Genomic DNA, 19,113 nt, shown 5'->3' on the forward strand with positions numbered 1-19,113 from the left:
AAGACGCAGCGGCGAAAACTTGAGCTATAGGCGTTAAAGCCGAGGTCGTTTTACTGGTCGGGGTTGTCGCTTGGTATGATAGGGAAAACCAAGGACTTCCAATGCTGCTTTCCGCAAATAAACTTCCACCTGGACTACGCTATGTCGTGGGTGTCGGCTTGTCGGTGTTTGCGTTGATGTTGCAGATCGGCGTCTCCTTCATCGTCGGCAACCGGATTCCCTTTCTGCTGTTCGTGCCGCTGGTCGCGCTGGCGGCGGTGGTGCTGGGCAGCGGTCCGGCCGCGATCGTCCTGCTCGCCGGCTTCCTTTACGGCTGTTCGATTTTCCTCCCGCTGGGCAGCTTGTACGTGGGTTCTTACCGCGACCAGGTCGCGCTGGCGCTGTTCGTGGTGGTCGGCGTTTTTTTCATATATGTCGGGAAAAAGGTGCGCGGGGTGATCAACCGGGCGGTCGACGCCGAGCTGGCGCTGCTCAACGAGAAGCTGACCCGCGAGCGCGCCGACGACGAGCAACTGCGCCAGCTCTATGAGCAGGTGCGCAGCAGCGAGGAGCGCTACCGCAACCTGTTCGATTCGATGGACCAAGGCTTTTCCGTGATCGATGTGATCTTCAACGATGCCGGCCAGGCGGTCGATTACAAGGTGCTGGAGATGAATCCGGCGGGCATCGCGATCTACGGCCTGGGCGATGTCGTCGGCAAAACCATCAAGGAGGTGGTCCCGCATATCGGCTCTTACTGGATCGACACCTATGCGCAAGTGGCGGTGACCGGGCAACCGGTGCGCTTCGAGAATCAGGCGCAGTCGAGCGGGCGCTGGTTCGAAGGCTACGCCAGCCGGGTCGGCGACGCCGACAGCCGCAAGGTGGCGTTGCTGTTCACCGACGTCAGCGTGCGCAAGGAGAACGAGGCGCGCCTGCGCCGGCTGGCGGCCGATTTGTCCGAAGTGGACCGGCGCAAGACCGAGTTCCTGGCGGTGCTCGCGCACGAGTTGCGCAATCCGTTGGCGCCGATCCGCAGCGGCCTCGATATCCTCAAGCTGAGCGGCGCCAACCCGCAGATGGTCGAGCGCATGCGCGACATGATGGACCGGCAGGTCACGCACATGGTGCGGCTGGTCGACGACCTGCTCGATATCGCCCGCATCAACGGCGGCAAGATCGATCTGAAGAAGGAGCGCGTTTCGCTGCAGGGCATCGTCGCGTCGGCGGTGGAGGCCAACGCGCCGATGATCGAGAACGCCCGCCATCGCCTGTATGTCATCATGCCCGACGAGGACATCGAGGTGCTGGTCGACCCGACCCGCATGGTGCAGGTGCTGGGCAACCTGCTCAACAACGCGGCCAAGTACACGCCGCCCGGCGGCCGGATCGATTTGAGCGCGGTGCGGGAGGGCGGGCAGATCGTCATCTCGGTCGAGGACAACGGCGTCGGTATTCCGGAGGCGTCGCAGCCGTTCATTTTCGATATGTTCAACCAGGTCGGCAGGAATATGGATTTGTCGCACGGCGGCCTGGGGATCGGCCTGTCGCTGGTCAAGCGGCTGCTGGAGATGCATGACGGTAGTATCAGCGTCGCCAGCGGCGGCACGCATAGCGGCGGCACCACGTTCACGATTCGTTTGCCGTTGAGCGTGGCGCTGGAAGCGGAGCATCCGGCGGACGATCAACTGGCGGCGCCGCTGCGCACCGATATGTTGAGGATACTGGTGGTGGACGATAACGCCGACGCGGCGCAGACCCTGGCGAGTTTGCTGGAGTTCAAGGGGCACAGCATCCGTGTGGCCAATGACGGCATCGAGGCGCTGGAGGTGGTGGAGGATTGGATACCGGAGGTCGGGTTGATCGATATCGGCATGCCGAATTTGAACGGCTACGAGCTGGCGCAGGCGCTGCGCAAGAATTCCGCGCTCGATGGCATGGCGTTGATCGCGTTGACCGGGTGGGGCGCGGAGAACGACCGCGCCTTGTCCAAAGAGGCCGGCTTTGTCGAGCATTTGACCAAGCCGGTGGATTTCGATGCGATCGAGGCGGTCCTGGGCAGGTTGGGGCGGGCGCCGTGATTGGCCCTGGGACATGCCGCTGGCGGCGCGTGGCGGATTACGCTGCGCTAATCCGCCCTACGTGTTTCCGAGGCCATTCACGTGTCGTGGCCGTTGGGTTCATTCAATGCCACCGCACGATCCGCCGCCACGGAGACACGTAGGGCGGATTAGGCGGAACGCCGTAATCCGCCATCGGCGAGCCGCCGACAACGCCCGCTTACACCACGCTGTCCCATGGCGCCGACAGGCGCATCGCGCAATTGATCAAGCCCACCATCGAATACGTCTGCGGGAAATTGCCCCACATTTCGCCGGTGACCGGGTGCGTGTCCTCCGACAGCAGCCCCAGATGATTCCTGGCCTTCAACATGGTCTCGAAGATCTCGCGCGCCTCGTCCTTGCGGCCGATCCGCGCCAGCGCGTCGATGCGCCAGAAGGTGCAGATGTTGAACGCCGTCTCCGGCTTGCCGAAATCGTCCGGCGCCTCGTAGCGGCGCATGTACGGACCGTCGCACAGCGACTTCTCCAGCGCCTCCACGGTCTTGACGAAGCGCGGGTCCTTCGGATCGATGAAGTTCACCTCGGCCATCAGCAGCACGCTGGCGTCCAGATCCTCGCCGCCCAGGCTCTCGCAGAACGCCTGGCGCTTCTCGCTCCACGAGTCGCGCAGCAGCGGTTCGCGGATCTGATCGGCGCGCGCCTGCCAGTGCGCGGCGCGCTCCGGCAACTCCAGCACATTGGCGATCTTGGCCAGCCGGTCGCATGCCGCCCAACTCATCAGCATCGACGAGGTGTGTACCCGGGCGCGCGTGCGCAATTCCCACATGCCGGCGTCCGGCTGGTCGTGGACCCGGAAGGCTTGCTCGCCGACCGCCTCCAGATGCGCGAACTCGGCCACGCCGGCGCGGTTCAGCAAACGGTGGTCGAGGAAGGCCTGCGCCGCCCCCAGCACCACGTTGCCGTACACATCGTGCTGGAAGTGTTCCTGCGCCTGGTTGCCGACCCGCACCGGCTGGTGCCCGCGATAGCCCGGTAAATGATCCACCGTCGACTCGGGCAGGAATTCCTCCAGCCCGATGCCGTACAGCGGCTGGATATGCCCGCCCTTGGAGCTGGCGACGATGTTGCTCAGCCAGCGCAGATACTCCTCCATCGTGCCGACCTCGGAAATGCTGTTGAGCGCGCGCACCACGAAGAAGGCATCGCGCAGCCAGCAGAAGCGGTAGTCCCAGTTGCGCGCGCTGCCGGGCGCTTCCGGAATGCTGGTGGTCATGGCGGCGATGATGGCGCCGGTGTCCTCGTACAGCGACATTTTCAAGGTGATGGCCGCGCGGATCACCACGTCCTGCCACTCGTACGGCAGCGCCAGGCGGCGGCTCCAGTTGCGCCAGTAGTTGATGGTTTCCTTCTCGAAACGGCGGCACACGTCCTCGATGCCGTCGTTCAGGGTTTCGTCCGGCCCCAGCATGAAGTTCAGCGAGCTGTTGGCCAGGAACCAGGTCTCCGACAGCAGGTGGCTGAGCGAGGCGTCGGTGTTCAGGCGCAAGGTCTGGTCCGAGCCGACATAGCGGATGTGGTGGCTGCCGCGCGTGATCTCGGGCGCCTCGCGGCCCCAGTCGAAGCGCGGACGCAGCCGCACGCGGATGCGCACCGCGCTGTTGAGGATGCGGATGCGGCGGATCAGCATCAGCGGCCGGAACATGCGGTCGCGGCTGGTGAAGCGCGGCGCGAAGTCGGTGATCTCGATGCCGTGGTTGTCGGCGTCCATCAGGCGGGTGCGCAGCACGGCGGTGTTGGGATCGTAGAACTGCTCGGTCTTGACGCAATTTTCCAGCTCGATGCTCCAGACGCTGCCGTTCTCGGAATTGTCCAGCAGGGCGTTGAACACCGGGTCGCCGTCGAAGCGCGGCAGGCAGCACCAGACGATGTTGCCGCTGCGGTCGACCAGCGCGTTGTACGAGCAGTTGCCGATGACGCCGCAGTTCAGCGACGCCTCTGGTGTCACCGGTTTGCCGGGCGCGGCCTCGTTGGGGTTGGTGTGTGCGGCGGAATTGGTATCGGTTGCTGTGCTGGTCATTGTTTGTCTCCATGAGGCAGGGTGGTGGCCGCTTGCACCAGCTGCGCGCGCAATTCCTGCGGCGAGGCGAGGCGGCGCAGCGCGGCGCTCGGACCGGGGCCGATCTTCACGCCCATGCCGCCCGTTTGCTGGGCGTAGGCGATGCCGGCTTCGTCGGTGGTGTCGTCGCCGGCAAACACCGGCTTGTGACCCTTGAAGGGCGCTTCCTGCATGAACGCGGCCAGGGCGCTGCCCTTGGTGCTCGATCCGGGCTTGAGCTCCAGCACCATTTTTCCATGTAACAGTACCATGCCGGGGCTGGCGTCGAGCGCTTCTTGCATGACCTGCTCGCACAGTTCCTTCAGCCCCGGCGCCAGGCGGTAGTGCAGGGCCAGCGCGCCGCGTTTTTCCTCCAGCAACAGGTCGGGATATTGCGCCACCAGCGGTTGCAGGCGCGAGCGGGCATGGTCGAGCGGCAGCACCGTGATGTAGTGCAGCTCGCCGTCGGCCGCGCGCCGTTCGGCGCCGTGCACGCCGGCCGCCGGCAGCTTGAGCGGCGCCAGCATGGCGTCGATCTGCTCGATCGGGCGGCCGCTGACGATGGCCAGGCGTCCGCCCAGCTTGTCACGCAAAGTGGCCAGCGCTTCCACCAGGCCCGGCACGACCACCACCGTGTCCGGTGTTTCTGCCAGGTCGACCAGGGTGCCGTCGAAGTCCAGGAACAGGCTGCAATCGGGCCAGTCGGTCAGCAGGAAAGCTTGGTTGTCGGCGGACGCGCCGGTGTTCGTCGTGTCCGCCGGGTTGGTTTCGAGTGTCATCATCTTTGTCTTTATACCTGCTAGGTTAACTGACCCGGCGCAGGTTGCCGCGGCTGTGGGAACGGATCTTCTGCATCACTTTTTCACGCTTGCGCAGACGGGCGGCGTCGAGCAACATGTGGCCGGCCCAACGGTAGACGTTGAAGCGGCGCACGCGGTCGCGCATGCTGCGCATCCGTTCGCGCTGCTCGACCGGCGGCATCGTCAGGCCGCGGTACAGCGCCTCGGCGCCCTGCTCGATGTGGTACGGGTTGATGATCAAGGCCTCGTGCAGTTCGCGGGCGGCGCCGGTGAACTGGCTCAGCACCAGCGCGCCGCGCTCGTCGTCGCGCGCGGCGATGAATTCCTTGGCCACCAGGTTCATGCCGTCGTGCAGGCTGGTCACCATGCAGACCTCGCTGGCGCGGAAGTAGCGTTGCAGTTCCGATTGCTCGTGGTGCTCTATCTTCAGGATGATCGGCAGGTAGCCGTCGCTGCCGAAGCGGTCGTTGACCCGCGCGGCCAGCTTGCGCACGCGCTGTTCGAAGTTCATGTACTCCTCCAGGTCCGAACGGCTGGGCGCGGCGATCTGCACGAAGCTGAACTTGCCGACCATGCCCGGATGGCGCTCCAGCATGCTCTCGACCGCCTGGAAGCGCTCCAGGATGCCCTTGGTGTAGTCGAGGCGGTCGACGCCGAAGGCCAGCAGGTGGTCTTCCGGCACGCCCAGGATCTGGCGGATCTCGGTGCGGCACTGTTCCACTGGCTGCGTGTCCGGATAGTCGGGCCAGGCGATCGAGATCGGATAGTCCTCGACCTGGGTCAGCTCGTTGCCGTACGAAATGGTCGACGCCTCCGGCTCGATACGGGTTTCCAGGTAACGGTCGACGGTGTCGAGGAAGTTCTTGCGGTGGAACGGCGTGTGGAAGCCCAGGATCGTGCTGCCCAACATGCCTTCCAGAATTTCCTCGCGCCACGGGCAAATACCGAACGATTCCGAGTTAGGCCATGGGATATGCCAGAACGTGATAATGGTCGCTTTCGGCAGCGCCTCGCGCACCATGCGCGGCAGCAGGGCGAAGTGGTAATCCTGCACCAGCACCACCGGGTTGTCGGTGCGCGCTTCCTTGATGACGGCATCGGCGAAGCGGCGGTTGACCTTGACATACTCGTCCCAGTCGGACGAGCGGAACACGGGGCGCACGTGGGCGATATGGCACAGCGGCCACAGGCCTTCGTTGGCGAAGCCGTAGTAGTAGCCTTTTTCCTCTTCTTCCGTCAGCCACACGCGGCGCAAGGTGTAGCTCGGATTTTTCGGCGGCACCGGCACGTGGTCGTTGCGGTCGACCGTCTCGCGGTCGGCGCTGCCGGCGCCATGGGCGATCCAGGTACCGGAGCAGGCGCGCATCACCGCCTCGACGGCGGTCACCAGGCCGCTGGCCGGACGGCGCACGCGGATCGTGCCATCCTTGTTTTTCTCGTGGATGTAGGGCTCGCGGTTGGACACCACCAGCACCTGGTCGCCGGCCAGATCCTGTTGCAGCAGGGCCTTGAGTTTTTCCGGCGCCCATTCGGCGCTATTGTTGCTGCTGCTGCTCTGGCGTTCCTCGTGGTATTCCTCCAGCAGGCTGCGCAGCTCGCCGATCAGCGGCTCCATCTCCGGTGGCGGCGGTGGCGGCGTCGCGCCGGGCGCGGTCGATTTGTCGTCGCGCGGCAGCAGCTGGCCGCGCAGCACGTCGTTCAGGCTGGCCAGCCAGCCGCGCCAGCTGAGGTGCGACACCAGCAGGGTCAGGAAGGCGATCGCCACGCCCAGCAGTGCGAAGAAAATCAGCACGTACTTGGTGGTTTCGGCGCTGCGGCGCTCGATGAAGCTCATGTCGTGCACCAGGATCAGACGGCCCAGGCCGGTGCCGTTGTCTTCGATCGCGGTGTCGGCCACGTGTACCGGGCCGCGTGGCAATTGCACCAGCGATTTTTGCTTGCTGCCGTCGGTCGGCTTTTCCCAGCAGCCCAACGATTGCGGGTAGGTGGAGGTTTTGTACAGCAGCTTGCCCGAAGGATCGCAGAAGCCCAGCGCGAACAGGCGCTCGTCTTCGATGGCGCCGTCGAACAGCTTCTTGATGTGCGCCTTGTCGTTGAGCAGCACATCCTCGCGCAGCGGCACCTGCAAGGTGGCGGCAAGAAGTTGCGAGCGGTTATCCAGATCGCGCACCGACCAGCGCAGGGTCAGGTTGTCCATCAGCGGGACGACGATGTAGGCGAACAGTCCCAGCAGGATCGCCAGGGGGAGCATGAAACGTAATGATAGTTTTACAGAGCGTGAAAGCATTGGAGGAGTCCTCAGGTGTGATTGCAGGATAGAAAAACAACCGCTGCATCAATTTTTCGGGATGCGTGGCAATCGACCTCAGCTCCTCTATTGTTTCATTCATAGCGGAAAAACCTTTGTTCGCTAGCGCACGCATGCGGGCAAATGGCGCGCCGCAACATTGCAGAGTCCCCTAGAATCAGGCCCATGGAACTAGACTATTTCTCCGATATGCAAGAGGGTCCGTGGCGTGCCGCCGCAGTGGTGGGCGTCAGCGCCGTGATTTTTGTTGCCGTGGCTCTACTGTTGCATCGGGCGGGCATTATGCTGCTGCGCCGCATAGCGCGCAACCGCCCTTACACCACCAACGCCATCAAGTACGGCTACCGTCCGAGCCAGCTGTGCATGGCGTTGTTCGCGCTGCGCCTGGTGTTGACGGGCGCGCCGGAAAACATGCCGTTGCTGCTGCCGATCTCGCGGATCAACAGCGTGCTGCTGATCATTTGTCTGACCTGGCTGGCGATCGCCTGCGTCAATTCCATCAAGCGCACCATCACCGACGTCAATCCGGTCGACGCCGCCGACAACCTGCGCGCGCGCCGGTTGCTGACGCAGACGGCCGTGCTCACCCGCAGCGCCAACTTCATCATCGGGCTGGTGGGGCTGGGGTTTGTCTTGCTGACATTGCCGGGTGCGCGGCAGTTCGGCGCCAGTCTGCTGGCCTCGGCCGGCGTGGCGGGCCTGGTGGCCGGTATCGCGGCGCGGCCGGTGCTGGGCAACTTTATCGCGGGCCTGCAGATCGCCTTCTCGCAGCCGATCCGCCTGGACGACGTGCTGATCGTCAAAGGCGAATGGGGCAGGGTCGAGCGCATCACCGGCACCTATGTCGTGGTGCGGATCTGGGACGAGCGGCGCTTGATCGTGCCGCTGCAATGGTTTATTGAAAATCCGTTCGAGAACTGGACGCATACCTCGTCGTCGATACTCGGCACGGTGTTTTTGTGGCTGGACTTCAGCGTGCCGGTGCCGGCGATACGGGCCGAGTTCGAGCGCATCACGCACGCGTCGTCGCGCTGGGACAAGCGGGTGTGCGTGCTGCACGTGACGGACGCCGACGACCGCGGCATGCAGCTGCGGCTGCTGATCAGCGCGCAGGATTCCGGCACCGCCTTCGACCTGCGTTGCGAAATCCGCGAAGCGATCATCGCCTTCGTGGCGGCCAACTATCCCGATTCGCTGCCGCGCCTGCGTCCGGTGCTCGACGCGCCCGGTCCGCAAGAGGAAAGCCTGGGCAAGCGCGCCACGCACGTCGCCGACAGCCCGGCGCCGTAATCAGGATACGACCCTCTAAAAATCTTCTACATCACGTAGGGCGGATTAGCGAAGCGTAATCGGCCATGCAGGCTCCGTCGGCGGCGCAGGCATGGCCGATTACGGCGTTCCGCCTAATCCGCCCTACGTAAATTCGAGCGAAGCGTAATCCGCCATGCAAGCGCCGCTAGCGCCTAATTCGGTACCGTCGCCGACTGCGGATAATCCCGCTCCCGGTACATCAACCTGCACTGCGCCGCCCGTAACCCCCTGCGCGCTTCGACACCGGCCGGCGCGATATCCAGATACGCCGCCGCCTCCCACGATTTTTGCCCCACCGCCGGCCAGCGCGGCAATCCCGCGCCATTCGGATCGCCGTTGCGGATGAAGTTGGCCCAGTACCGCTGAACCGGTGGCCACTCACCCGGCAGCGCCTTGGCCGGCGTCGCGCGATAGACGTAATCCATTTCCGACGTGTGCTCCGGCGGCTTGCCCGAGCCCGGCGCGCCCAGCCCAAACTCATACCGCCACACGCGCGCCGGATCGGCCATGTGTTGCGACATCCAGCTGGCCGGGCAACGGAACCACATATCGGTGATCAATTGCGTCGGCACGCTGCCCAGCACGGCGTCGTCACGGTACAGCGCGCTTCCCGCCTGCGCCTGTTTCCCAAACGCCGCCGCGAGCAACGCCGGCACCGTCTCCGGTTTGCGATCCGAGCCCAGCTCCTGGCTGTTGCTGCCGATGATGACGCGAATATCCTTGCCCGCGCCCTTGGCGTACGCCTCGGCGTAGGGCAGCGGCGCCACGTGGCCGTCGATGATTTGCTGTTCCCAGATAAAACTCGGATCGACGCCGTCCGGTGTCGGCAGATTGGCGGCGGCCGCGTCGACGGTCGCCGCCGGCAGTTGTCTCAGCCTGGCCAGGCCTTCGGCGCCGCGCGGCAGTTTCAGGCGGTCCAGCAGCACGTTGCCGATCGCCTCGTTTTGCTGCGTGGTGCGGGGGGCGCCGGGCGCCGGCGCCTGCAGGATCGCTTTGTTGAATAGCCCTTGCGACAGCGGCGACATGGTCAGCAGCAGCGCATCGAACGCTCCGGCCGAGTTGCCGGTGATGGTGACATTGCCGGCGTCGCCGCCGAAGGTGGCGATATTCGCCTGTATCCATTTCAGCGCGGCGAGCTGGTCGAGCAGCGCGTAGTTGCCCGATGCGCGGTGGGGGCTTTCTTCGCGCAGCGCGTCGAGGCCGAGGAAGCCCCATGCGCCCAGCCGGTATTGCACCTTGACCAGGACGATGCCCTCGAGGTGCAGCGCGTCCTCGGCCATGTCGCCGGCGCCGGCGTAGGCGTTGGAGCCGCCGTGCAGGTAGACCAGCACCGGCAGCCGAGCCTTGCTTTTCGTGGCGGTGGCGGCCGCCGGCGTGCGGATCGACACCGTCAGGCAATCCTCGCGCATCGTGGCCAGGAAGCCCTTGTTCCAGCCGGTATCGCCCTGGGCGCAGGCCGGCGCGATTTTGGTGGCGTCGAGCACGCCGGACCAGGCGGCGCGCGGCGCGGGCGGCTTCCAGCGCAGCTCGCCGGTCGGCGCGGCGGCGTAAGGGATGCCGTAATAGATGCTGCTGCCGTCGGCCATGGGCTGGCCGGCGACTTTGCCGCCGGCTACTTCCACTTGCCGCGCGTTGGCGGACGCGCAGCCGATTGCCGTGATCAGCACGGCGCTTAATAATGTTTTCATGGCGGGAGTCTGCCGTGGATGCATCGGTGATGCAATTCTGATAATCACCAAGCGGGGCAACGATATTGATTGCGATGACCGAGGCAACGTGGTTAAGGTTTGGCTGCGGCGGGAGGTATGGCCGGTGGCTGGGCGTAAATGACGATGGGGGCGGGGCTCTTCATTGAATTGCTCATCATGAAAAACAATCCGCCAAAACCGACGAAAAGTCCGGTGGCGGTGGCGATCATCCAGCGAAGAATATCAGCGCTGGACTTTTGCATATCGGCGCGGATATCGGCGATGTCCGCTTTGGTTGCGGTTTGCTCCAGGCGCAATTCGATCTTCGCGAGCCGTTGCCTCGTTTCGGTGGCAAATTCTTCGAGTTTGATCAGGCGCGCTTCCATACCCCATCATAGTCAGGGGCGCTAGCCCGGTCAAATATCCCACCGGTATCTGACGCTACTTGGATTTCGGTTTGCGGGCGATGATTTCGTTGATCAGCTTGCGTTCCTTGTCGGTCGCCTTGCGCAGCAAGGTCTCGTGCTTTTCGCCCAGCGCGATCGACTCGGTGATTTCAGGGGTGATCGCCGATGACTTGGCGATGCGTTGCGTAATCCACGCCGTGAGCAGGCACATCACCAAGGTGCAGGCGATGTAAAAAGCGATCCACAAGCCCGTTTGTCCACGGCTGCGGTTGATCGCCTGGACGACCTGTTCGGCCTCCTTGGTCACCGCCGCCATCTTGCCCATCATGTCGGCCACCGCGATGCTGGCCGATTCGGCCGCCACCCGTCCCGCCTCCTTGGCGGTGGCGTCGACGATGGCGGCGGCCTTGGCCTCGATCCTGGCCGCCTCGGCGATGCGCGCGTCGATCTGGTTCAGGCTGATATTCGCCATGCGCACCAGTTTGTCGCAGCCGGCGATCTGCTTGGAGAAATTCAGCAGGTCGTTGTGAAAGCGGTCGGCGTTGAAAAAATCGCCTTGGGGGTGCGATGTCTGGTCGTTGTCGTTCATCGGGTATCCGCGTTATCCAATAAAAAAGGGCATGATCAAATCATGCCCCATGATACCGGTAGAGCGGAAGAGTTAGCTACCGACCGTCAACGTCAGCGTGGTGGCGCTGTACACCGGCGTGACGTTGGGGAAGCCTTCCACCGCGATACTGGTGAAGCGGCCCTTGAGGCTGCCCGCGCTCAGCACGATGATGCTCTCGCCCGCCTTCGGCTTGTAGCTGCCCGGGAATTTAACGCGCAAGGTGCCGCCGGCGATGGTGGCGGTGCCGGCCACCGTCATAGTGCCCTTGGCGCCGCCCAGCGCGTTCAGCTCCAGCGTGGTGGCGCCGGCCAGCTGCGTGTACGCGCGCGCCAGTTTCAGCTGGGAAGCGGTGTTGGCGACCAGGGTGCCGCCGCTGACGTAGACGTCGCCGTTGCCGAACGCCGTCGACGACACGCCTTCGAGCGCGCCGGCGGTCAGTTCGGTGCCGCCGGTCCAGGTGTTGTTACCGGCCAGTTTCAGCGCGCCGCTGCCCTGCTTGACCAGCTTGCCGCTGCCGCCGATGTCGTTGCGCCAGCGGTCGGCCGCGTTGAAGCCGCCCTTGGACGCGTCCATCACCAGCACGACGTTGCCGGCGAAGGCGCCGTAGCCGTCGGCCGCCGCGAACAGGTTGAGTCGGCCCCAGCCTTCAGGATCGTCCATCACCGGATAGCCGGAGGCCACGGCCGTGGTTTTCAGCACCACGCGGCGCTGGGCGTCGCTCAGGTAGGGCAAGCGGGTTTCCAGCAGCACTTCGGCGCCCTTCGGCACCGAGGCCGGCGCGTTGGTCGGCGCGATCGGCGCGAAGCCGTAGGTCATGCGGCGCAGGTAATTGGCCTTGTTGGTGGCGTAGTCCGAGAAGCGGTCGCTGCCCGATTGGGCGAACGCGGTGAAGGTCGTCGGCGTGGTCGAGGTCGCGGCCATCAAGGCGCTGTGCGCCTGCGCGTAGCCGGCCGTCTTCTTGGCGGCATTGGCCGGGTCGACCATGGCGGCGGCGACCACCGCCTGGGCGTGGATACGGCCGCTCAGCACGTCGAGCGGCGAATGCATGCCGGCCAGGATGCGCGACTCGCCCAGTTCCAGCCCGCGGCTGATGATTTCCTGATAGCGCTCCGGCACCGCGTAGGCCATCGCCAGCGCGTTGCGCACCGATTCGGCCGAGTGGCCGCTGGTGAAGCCGCCGTCGGTGGTCGGGGTCGAGCTCTTGGCCGGGACCAGTGCCGGCAGCACCTGCACCGCGCTGCTCCAGCGGTAGGGGCGGGCATATTTATAGAAGCGTTTGGCCGGCTCGGTCGAACCGTTGGCGCCGACCATGTTGACCAGATCGACGACGGCGCCGAAGGTCGGATTGGCGCTGCCGCCGACGCCGTTGTTGTTGCCGCCATCGTTGTACAGCACGGTGGTGGCGTCGGCCGCGATCGAGGTGATGGTGGTGGTCTGCTGGGCGGCGGTGCGCCAGGCGTTGGTCAGCGGGCCCATGCCGTCGCTGACGCTATAGCCCTTGTTGCGGCGGTCGTCCAGATACGCGGCCAGCGCCTGTTCCGGCGTGCGGTTGGCGGTGGCCTTGACGACGTAGTCGATATTGGCGTTGTGGACGGCCTGGTTCAGGATGGTGCCGCCGTTGGTGCCGTCGTTCGGCACGCCGGTCCAGGCGGACGCCGTCACGGCCGGGAAGTTGCCCACGGCCGGCGCGGTCACGCCGGCGTCGACGATTTCGGTCAGCGGTTTCCAGATCTGCAGCATGCCTGCGAGCACGCGCACGCCGGCGTTGGTGTCCAGGGTCGCGTAGCGGGCGTCGCCGCGCTGGTTGGTGGCGGCGGTATCGACGAAGGCGGCGACGGTCGGCACCGGGGCCACGTCGGCCGCGCCCTGGTCGGCCGGCGCCGCCGGAACGGCCACGACCTGATCGTCATTGCTGGAACCGCCGCAGGCGCTCAGGGCGACGGCGATGCTGATGGCGAGGATAAGGGGGCGCGACGGAACGAGAAGCATGTGAGGGTCCAATGGTCGATGTAAAAAGGCCATAGAGTAATGACGTCATATGACATGGCGATTACCACCACCGCCTGGAACCGCTTCCAAGCAAAATAAACCCCGGGGTCAGGTCCGACATTCGGACAAAGGACGAAAATTGGGAACTTTTGAGCGGGGCGAAAGTTCCCAAATGTCCGAATGTCGGACCTGACCCCCGGGGTTGTGTTATCACTTTTGGGGAGTATTGTTGGGAGGATATATCTGTCTATAGTGTGGCTTTATCCTTTATCTGTTAAGGAGCCGCACATGGTTAAGTTGGAAATCAATGGCAAGAGCCGGGAATTCGATGTCGCGGGCGATATGCCGCTTTTGTGGGTGCTGCGCGACGAGGCGCATATGATGGGCACCAAATTCGGCTGCGGCATGGCGCTGTGCGGCGCCTGCACCGTGCACGTCGACGGCGAGGCCACGCGCTCGTGCGTGCTGCCCGTGTCGGCGGTCGCGGGCAAGAAGATCACCACCATCGAGGGCGTGTCCGCCACGCCGGCCGGCAAGGCCGCGCAGCAGGCGTGGATCGCCGCCGAGGTGGTCCAGTGCGGCTACTGTCAATCGGGCCAGATCATGTCCGCCGCCGCGCTGCTGGCCAGGAACAAGCAGCCGACCGACGCCGATATCGACGATGCCATGTCCGGGAATATCTGCCGCTGTGGCACCTATACCCGCATCCGCGCGGCGATCAAGGATGCCGCCAAGTCGCCACTGCTGAAGGGGGCCTGAGATGAACGCTCCCTTCAACCCCGGGTCCATCGGACAATCGCGCCGCGGCTTCCTGAAAATCGCTGCGGCCGCAGGCGGTGGCCTGATGGTCGGCTTCTGGTCGCTGCCGGGTGAGGCGTTCGCCGCCACCTCCGCCGCCAAGGCATCCGTTGCGCCGGCCGACCTGAACGCCTTCATCGCCATCGGCGCCGACGATACCATCACCCTCACCATGCCCAAGGTGGAGATGGGGCAGGGTACTTATACTTCCATTCCGATGCTGATCGCCGAGGAGCTGGAAGTCGATATGGACAAGATCGCACTGCGCCACGCGCCGCCCGATGCGAAAGTCTATGGCGCGCCGTTCGGCGACCAGTTCACCGGCGGTTCGACCTCCATCCGCCTGATGTGGGAGCCGATGCGCCAGACCGGCGCGGCCGCGCGTATGGTGCTGATCCAGGCCGCAGCCGACCAGTGGAAGGTGGCGCCGGACAGCTGCCATGCCGAACACGGTGAAGTGGTGCACGCGGCCAGCGGCCGCCGCATCAAGTATGGCCAGTTGGCGCAAGCGGCCGCCAGGCTGCCGGTGCCGGAGAAGATCGCGCTGAAAGATCCGAAAGACTTCAAATTGATCGGCAAACCGCTCAAGCGCCTCGACGCCAAGGGCAAGACCGACGGCACCGCGTTGTTCGGCATCGATACCGTGGTGCCGGGCATGAAGGTGGCCGTGGTGGCGGCCAGCCCGGTCGTCGGCGGCAAGCTCAAATCCGTCAAGGACGCCAAGGCGCGCAAGCTGCGCGGCGTGCGTGGCGTCATCAAGCTTGAGAACGCGGTGGCCGTGGTGGCCGATAATTATTGGTACGCCAAGCAGGGACTGGCGGCGCTGGAAATCACCTGGGGCGATGGCCGGTACGCGAAGCTGTCGACCGACGATGTCCGCGCCATCATGCTCGACGCGCTGAAAAAGCCCGGCAAGGTGGCGCGCAACGACGGCGACGCGCTCAAGGCCATCGCCGCCGACGCCAATCACGTCGAGGCGGTCTACATCAATCCGATGCTGGCCCACGCGACCATGGAACCGATGAACTGCACCGTCCATTACGACGCCAAGGCCGGCAGCGCCGAGATCTGGGTCGGCACGCAGGTGCCCGCCCGCGCGCGCGACGACGCCGCCAAGGTGCTGGGACTGGCGCCGGAAAAGGTCACGCTGCACAACCACTTGGTCGGCGGCGGTTTCGGACGCCGCCTGTACACCGATTACGTGGTGCAGGCGGCCGCGCTGGCCAAACAGGTCAAGGGGCCGCTGAAGGTGGTGTGGAGCCGCGAGGAGGATATCCAGCACGATCTGGTGCGCGGCCTGTACGCGCATTCGGTGTCGGCCTCGCTCGACGCCAAGGGCATGCCGGTGGCGTTCTCGCACAAGATCGCGGGGCCGTCGAATCTGGCCACGTTCGCGCCGTCCTTCCTGCAAAATGGCCTGGACACCGACAACGTCGAGGGTTCGGACACCTTCTCCTACGATATTCCGAACATGCGCGTCGAGTACACCCGCGAGGACGGACCTGTGCCGAGCGGCTTCTGGCGCGGCGTCGGCCCGACCCGCAACATGGCGGTGCTGGAGGGCTTCATCGACGAGCTGGCGGAAAGGACCGGCCGGGACCCGCTGGCCTACCGTCTGGCGATGCTGGACAAGCAGCCGCGCGCGGCCCACGTACTGAAAGTGGCCGCGCAGCGCGCCGGCTGGGGCGGAAAGCTGCCGGCACGGTCCGGCCGGGGCATCGCGCTGATGCGGGCTTGGGGCACCTATCTGGCGCAGGTGGTCGACGTCAGCGTCAACGACGACGGCGAGGTGGCGGTCAAGCGCGTGGTTTGCGTGGTCGATTGCGGCCACGTCGTCAATCCGGACACAGTGGTGGCGCAGATCCAGAGCGGCATCAACTACGGCCTGACGGCGGGGCTGTTCGGCGCCATCACTTTCAAGGACGGGCGCGTCGAGCAGAGTAACTTCCACGATTACCGCATCCTGCGCCTGAGCGAGGCTCCGGTGATCGAGGTGGAGATCGTCCGGAGCACGGAGGCGCCGGGTGGCATCGGCGAGCCGGGAACGGCGGGCGTGGGCGCGGCGCTGGCCAACGCGGTGTTCGCGGCCACCGGCAAGCGGGTACGCGAGATGCCGTTGCGTCCGGAGCAGCTAAAAAAGGCTTGATGGACCACGGCCGGCGGCGGGCTGCTACAATAGTCCGGTGAAAAAGCTATTGCTCATCCTGCTGCTGACCATACTGCCGATCCAGTACGCCTGGTCGATGGCGGCCGTCTATTGCCAGCACGAGCCGGCCAAGGTGAGCCACTTCGGCCACCACGGCCATGAGCACCAGGCCCAGTCCGACGAAGATCCGGATCACGGCAAACCTGTCAAAGTCCATAGCGACTGCGAAGTCTGCCACCACGCGGTGCAGGCTTCCGTGCTGGAGGACAGCGGCGTGGCCGCCCAGCCGCTGACGCAATCGCATGCGGAGCCGCCGCTCGCGAATTATCATTCTTATATCTCCGATGGGCCCCAGCGACCCAATTGGCTGCTCGTCGTCTAGCGCGACGAGACTCCCCTCCCAATATTTCTGTCGGAAGACGGTGACGTCTCGTCGAATTCTTTTCCATTTATTCGGAGAATTCGATGTTCAAGTATGTTTTGTCGCTATATATAGCGGCATGGCCGGCGTTCGCGCTGGCCGGTGCACCCATGTCCGCGTCCGAACCGACCGGGCCACTGACCCTGGAGGCGGCGCTGGCGCTGGCCGCCGACGCCAACGCCGACCTGTCGGCCGCGCGCCACGAGCTGCTGGCCGTGGACGGCGCGGTCCAACAGGCCGGTTTGCTGCCCAATCCCTCGCTGTCGGTCGAACGGGTCGATACCCGTCGTGACACGCGTGAAACCACCTTTTTACTAAGCCAACCGCTGGAGCTGGGCGGCAAACGGCAGGCGCGCATGCAGGCCGCCCAGCGCGAACGCGATAGCGCGTCGGCGCAGCTGGGCGCGCGCAAGTCCGACATCCGCGCCGACGTCATCGACGGCTGGTTCGCCGTGCTGGCCGCGCAGGAGCAATTGCGGCTGGCGCAGGAGGCGTCCGAACTGGCGCAGCGCGCGGCCGCCGCCACCGGACGGCGCGTCGTCGCCGGCAAGGTGTCGCCGGTGGAGGAGACGCGCGCGCGGGTCGCCGCGTCGACCGTACAACTGGATCTGCTGCGCGCGCGCAGCACCCTGGCGATCGCGCGCAAGCGGCTGGCGGCGATGTGGGGCAATCCGGCGCCGCGCTTCGAGAAGGCCGACGGCGATCTCGATATGCTGCCGTCGCTGCCGGATCAGGCCTTGCTGCATCACCGGCTGGCGCAGGCGCCGGGGATGGCGCTGGCGCGCACGGAGCTGGACAAGCGCCAGGCGCTGGCCAAGGTCGAGCTGACCCGCCGCGTGCCCGACGTTACGCTCAACGTCGGCAGCAAGCGCTCGGAGGAACTGGGACGCTCGCAGGCGGTGTTCGGCATCTCGGTGCCGCTGCCTTTCTTCGACCGCAATCAGGGCAATGTGCTGGAGACGGCGCGCCGCGTCGACAAGGCGCGCGACGAGTTGAGCTCCACCGCGCTGCGGCTGGACGCCGAACTGGCGCAGGCGCGCGAGGATTTCGACGTCGCCCGCCAACAGGCGCTGGCGCTGCGCAGCGAAATCGTGCCCGGCGCGCAAAGCGCCTACGAGGCGGCCAGCACCGGCTTCGATTACGGCAAGTTCGGCTTCCTCGACGTGCTCGACGCCCAGCGCACGCTGCTGCAGGCGAAATCCCAATACCTGAACGCCCTGGCGGAGGCGCATCGCGCCAAGTCCGCCATCGGCCGCATCCTCGGAGAGGAACAATAAGATGAACAATATGACCAAGAAACAGAAAACCACGATCGCCGTCATGGCGGTCGTCGGCGTATTGCTGGCGGCATGGATGCTGATGCCCAAGCACGCCGAAGAAAGCCATGAAAACCACGATGACCATGGTTCGGAAGCGGTGGCGCCCCGTAAAGACGAGCACGCAGGCGGGGACAAGCCCGAAAAAATCGCGCTCGACGACGCCCAGATCAAGGCGGCCGGCATCGCCGTCGCCGCCGCCGCGCCGGCCAACATCAGCATCGCCATCACCTTGCCCGGCGAAATCCGCTTCAACGAGGACCGCACCGCGCACGTGGTGCCCAAGCTGTCCGGCGTGGTCACTGCCGTGATGGCGGACCTGGGCCAGGTCGTCAAACAGGGGCAGGTGCTGGCGGTGGTCGCCAGCAGCGGCTTGTCCGAGCAGCGCAGCGAGCTGTTGTCGGCGCAGCGCCGGCTGGCGCTGGCCGCCACCACGCTCGATCGCGAACGCCGGCTGTGGCAGGACAAGATCTCCGCCGAGCAGGATTATCTGCAGGCCAGGCAGGCGATGAGCGAAGCGGAGATCGCGGTGCAGAACGCGCGCCAGAAACTGAGCGCCTTCGGCACCGGCGCCGCCTCCGGCTCGGACTTGAACCGGCTGGAATTGCGCGCGCCGTTCGATGGCATCGTCATGGAAAAACACCTGGCGCTCGGTGAAGCGGTCAAGGAGGACGCCAACGTCTTCACCATCTCCGACCTGTCGACCGTGTGGGCGGAAATCGCCGTGCCGCCGAAGGACCTTAACCTGGTGCGTGTGGGCGAGACGGTGACCGTCAAGGCTTCCGCGTTCGATGCCCAGGCCACCGGCAAGATCACCTACGTCGGCTCGCTGCTCGGCGAGCAGACCCGCACCGCCAAGGCCCGCGTGGCGCTGGCCAATCCCGATCGCGCCTGGCGTCCGGGCCTGTTCGTCAACGTCGACGTACTCTCCGGCCAGACCGGCGCCGCCGCCGTCACCGTCGGCACCGAGGCGATCCAGACCTTGGAGGACAAGCCGGTGGTGTTCGTCAAGGTGGCCGGCGGCTTTAGGCCGCAGCCCGTGGTGACGGGCCGCAGCGATGGCAGGGTCACCGAGATCCTGCAAGGCCTGACGGCGGGCATGCAGTACGCCGCCGCCGGCAGTTTCGTCCTCAAGGCGGAACTGGGCAAGGGCAGCGCCGAGCACGCGCACTGAGGCGGGGG

General features: G+C 65.4%; 14 protein-coding genes. 7 read left to right on the plus strand and 7 right to left on the minus strand.

What is annotated here, in order from left to right; genetic code table 11:
- The first annotated feature begins 101 nt into the window (after positions 1-101).
- Entirely contained in the window at positions 102-2,060 is a 1,959-nt protein-coding gene (locus AC07P1_RS08480) for a hybrid sensor histidine kinase/response regulator (protein WP_494695344.1), read from the plus strand.
- Positions 2,061-2,259: 199 nt separating this feature from the next.
- On the opposite strand, the gene AC07P1_RS08485 is transcribed toward AC07P1_RS08480, so the two are convergent.
- From AC07P1_RS08485 to AC07P1_RS08495, 3 genes are read right to left on the minus strand one after another with little or no spacing between them, the layout of a single operon-like run.
- Positions 2,260-4,119 (minus strand): glycoside hydrolase family 15 protein, encoded by a 1,860-nt coding sequence (locus AC07P1_RS08485; protein ID WP_494695345.1) that lies wholly within the window; start codon positions 4,117-4,119, stop codon positions 2,260-2,262.
- Complete coding sequence (otsB, locus tag AC07P1_RS08490; RefSeq protein ID WP_494695346.1) at positions 4,116-4,919, minus strand: trehalose-phosphatase; 804 nt, start codon at positions 4,917-4,919, stop codon at positions 4,116-4,118. The genes AC07P1_RS08485 and otsB overlap by 4 nt, the downstream gene beginning before the upstream one ends.
- Before the next feature lie 22 nt (positions 4,920-4,941).
- The gene (locus AC07P1_RS08495) at positions 4,942-7,224 is read right to left on the minus strand and encodes an alpha,alpha-trehalose-phosphate synthase (UDP-forming) (RefSeq protein ID WP_494695347.1); all 2,283 of its coding nucleotides are present in this window, start codon (positions 7,222-7,224) and stop codon (positions 4,942-4,944) included.
- 186 nt (positions 7,225-7,410) lie between these two features.
- On the opposite strand from AC07P1_RS08495, the gene AC07P1_RS08500 reads away from it, so the two are divergent.
- The gene (locus AC07P1_RS08500) at positions 7,411-8,535 is read left to right on the plus strand and encodes a mechanosensitive ion channel family protein (RefSeq protein WP_494695348.1); all 1,125 of its coding nucleotides are present in this window, start codon (positions 7,411-7,413) and stop codon (positions 8,533-8,535) included.
- Between the two features lie 173 nt (positions 8,536-8,708).
- Here AC07P1_RS08500 and AC07P1_RS08505 read toward each other — a convergent pair whose 3' ends face one another.
- From AC07P1_RS08505 to AC07P1_RS08520, 4 genes are all read right to left on the minus strand, one after another.
- Positions 8,709-10,244, minus strand: a complete 1,536-nt coding sequence (locus AC07P1_RS08505) for a carboxylesterase/lipase family protein (RefSeq protein ID WP_494695349.1) — start codon at positions 10,242-10,244, stop codon at positions 8,709-8,711.
- 92 nt (positions 10,245-10,336) lie between these two features.
- Positions 10,337-10,630, minus strand: a complete 294-nt coding sequence (locus tag AC07P1_RS08510; protein WP_494695350.1) for a hypothetical protein — start codon at positions 10,628-10,630, stop codon at positions 10,337-10,339.
- 55 nt (positions 10,631-10,685) lie between these two features.
- Positions 10,686-11,240 carry a hypothetical protein gene (locus AC07P1_RS08515; RefSeq protein ID WP_494695351.1) on the minus strand — a complete coding sequence of 185 codons (555 nt, stop codon included), beginning with the start codon at positions 11,238-11,240 and terminating at the stop codon, positions 10,686-10,688.
- 72 nt (positions 11,241-11,312) lie between these two features.
- Positions 11,313-13,250 carry a phosphatase PAP2 family protein gene (locus tag AC07P1_RS08520; protein ID WP_494695352.1) on the minus strand — a complete coding sequence of 646 codons (1,938 nt, stop codon included), beginning with the start codon at positions 13,248-13,250 and terminating at the stop codon, positions 11,313-11,315.
- Positions 13,251-13,538: 288 nt separating this feature from the next.
- Between AC07P1_RS08520 and AC07P1_RS08525 the strand changes: the two genes are divergently transcribed.
- The 5 genes from AC07P1_RS08525 to AC07P1_RS08545 all read left to right on the plus strand — a co-directional run bounded on the left by AC07P1_RS08525 (position 13,539) and on the right by AC07P1_RS08545 (position 19,105).
- Entirely contained in the window at positions 13,539-14,009 is a 471-nt protein-coding gene (locus AC07P1_RS08525; protein ID WP_494695353.1) for a (2Fe-2S)-binding protein, read from the plus strand.
- Position 14,010: 1 nt separating this feature from the next.
- On the plus strand, positions 14,011-16,194 hold the full coding sequence (locus AC07P1_RS08530) for a xanthine dehydrogenase family protein molybdopterin-binding subunit (protein WP_494695354.1): 2,184 nt from the start codon (positions 14,011-14,013) through the stop codon (positions 16,192-16,194).
- 37 nt (positions 16,195-16,231) lie between these two features.
- Positions 16,232-16,576 carry a hypothetical protein gene (locus tag AC07P1_RS08535; protein WP_494695355.1) on the plus strand — a complete coding sequence of 115 codons (345 nt, stop codon included), beginning with the start codon at positions 16,232-16,234 and terminating at the stop codon, positions 16,574-16,576.
- Between the two features lie 83 nt (positions 16,577-16,659).
- Entirely contained in the window at positions 16,660-17,892 is a 1,233-nt protein-coding gene (locus AC07P1_RS08540; RefSeq protein WP_494695356.1) for a TolC family protein, read from the plus strand.
- 10 nt (positions 17,893-17,902) lie between these two features.
- Positions 17,903-19,105 (plus strand): efflux RND transporter periplasmic adaptor subunit, encoded by a 1,203-nt coding sequence (locus AC07P1_RS08545; RefSeq protein ID WP_494695378.1) that lies wholly within the window; start codon positions 17,903-17,905, stop codon positions 19,103-19,105.
- Positions 19,106-19,113 lie beyond the last annotated feature (8 nt).

It is taken from the genome of Duganella sp. GW821-FHT07F09, assembly GCF_059418705.1.

Coding starts and splice junctions, on each gene's coding strand:
- AC07P1_RS08480 (WP_494695344.1), top strand. CDS start 102: ATGCTGCTTTCCGCAAATAAACTTCCACCTGGACTACGCTATGTCGTG.
- AC07P1_RS08485 (WP_494695345.1), bottom strand. CDS start 4,119: ATGACCAGCACAGCAACCGATACCAATTCCGCCGCACACACCAACCCC.
- otsB (WP_494695346.1), bottom strand. CDS start 4,919: ATGATGACACTCGAAACCAACCCGGCGGACACGACGAACACCGGCGCG.
- AC07P1_RS08495 (WP_494695347.1), bottom strand. CDS start 7,224: ATGCTTTCACGCTCTGTAAAACTATCATTACGTTTCATGCTCCCCCTG.
- AC07P1_RS08500 (WP_494695348.1), top strand. CDS start 7,411: ATGGAACTAGACTATTTCTCCGATATGCAAGAGGGTCCGTGGCGTGCC.
- AC07P1_RS08505 (WP_494695349.1), bottom strand. CDS start 10,244: ATGAAAACATTATTAAGCGCCGTGCTGATCACGGCAATCGGCTGCGCG.
- AC07P1_RS08510 (WP_494695350.1), bottom strand. CDS start 10,630: ATGGAAGCGCGCCTGATCAAACTCGAAGAATTTGCCACCGAAACGAGG.
- AC07P1_RS08515 (WP_494695351.1), bottom strand. CDS start 11,240: ATGAACGACAACGACCAGACATCGCACCCCCAAGGCGATTTTTTCAAC.
- AC07P1_RS08520 (WP_494695352.1), bottom strand. CDS start 13,250: ATGCTTCTCGTTCCGTCGCGCCCCCTTATCCTCGCCATCAGCATCGCC.
- AC07P1_RS08525 (WP_494695353.1), top strand. CDS start 13,539: ATGGTTAAGTTGGAAATCAATGGCAAGAGCCGGGAATTCGATGTCGCG.
- AC07P1_RS08530 (WP_494695354.1), top strand. CDS start 14,011: ATGAACGCTCCCTTCAACCCCGGGTCCATCGGACAATCGCGCCGCGGC.
- AC07P1_RS08540 (WP_494695356.1), top strand. CDS start 16,660: ATGTTCAAGTATGTTTTGTCGCTATATATAGCGGCATGGCCGGCGTTC.
- AC07P1_RS08545 (WP_494695378.1), top strand. CDS start 17,903: ATGACCAAGAAACAGAAAACCACGATCGCCGTCATGGCGGTCGTCGGC.